Below are 958 nucleotides of genomic sequence, written 5' to 3'. Positions count from 1 at the left end.
GGAAATCTGGCCCTGTCGCACACTGGCGCGTATTGAATCACTGCAGTGTGACGGGTGTATTGACCGGCCCCGGCCGTCAAACAGTCGTTTGAGCCAATGAGACCGGCACGGTAGGGGGTAGACTGCGCCCTGTCGAGTGAATACCGTGGCCAAATTCGCCACCGTCGTCGTCATTGATGACCGTCCATCTCTAGAGGAAAAGATTATGCTGGCAGGTAAAGCCGTTCGTAAGGTCGCCATTATTGGTGGTAACCGTATCCCGTTTGCCCGTTCCAACAGCGCCTACATCGACACCAGCAACCAGGAAATGCTGACAGCGGCACTGGATGGTCTGGTGGACCGTTTCAAGCTGCATGGTGAGAAGATTGACGAAGTGGCTGCTGGTGCGGTGATGAAGCACGCCCGTGATTTCAACCTGGTACGTGAATCGGTGCTGGGTTCCAAGCTGGCCCCGGAAACCCCTGCCTACGATCTGCAGCAAGCCTGCGGAACCGGGCTGGAAGCGGCCATTCTGGTGGCCAACAAGATTGCTCTGGGCCAGATCGACTGCGCTATTGCCGGCGGCGTTGATACGACTTCTGACGCGCCCTTGGGTGTGAACGAAGACGCCCGTAAAGTGTTCATGGCCCTGAACCGTGCCAAGACCAACGGCGAGCGTGCCAAGCTGGGCCTGAAACTGCTGAACCCGAAATCCCTGATGCCGGACATCCCGAAAAATGGCGAGCCGCGCACCGGCCTGTCCATGGGTGAGCACCAGGCGATCACTGCGAAAGAGTGGGGTATTCCCCGTGAAGCGCAGGACGAGCTGGCGTGGCGCTCTCACCAGAACCTGGCCAAGTCCTATGAAGATGGCTGGCAGGATGACCTGATCACCCCGTTCAAGGGGCTGGAGCGCGACAACAATATGCGTGGCGATTCCACCCTGGAAAAACTGGGCACCCTGAAGCCTTGCTTTGGT

Annotated in this window: 1 protein-coding gene; it reads left to right on the top strand. The window is 58.5% G+C overall.

The genetic code is table 11. From position 1 onward, the window contains the following. Positions 1-205 precede the first annotated feature (205 nt). The coding region (locus tag A3754_RS25515; protein ID WP_304439874.1) for a beta-ketoacyl synthase N-terminal-like domain-containing protein at positions 206-958 on the top strand (753 nt) is incomplete at its 3' end.

The sequence above is a fragment of the Alcanivorax sp. HI0083 genome (genome assembly GCF_001635175.1).
The sequence above is the reverse complement of the archived record's forward strand: the minus strand, read 5'-3'. Positions and strand labels throughout refer to the sequence as shown.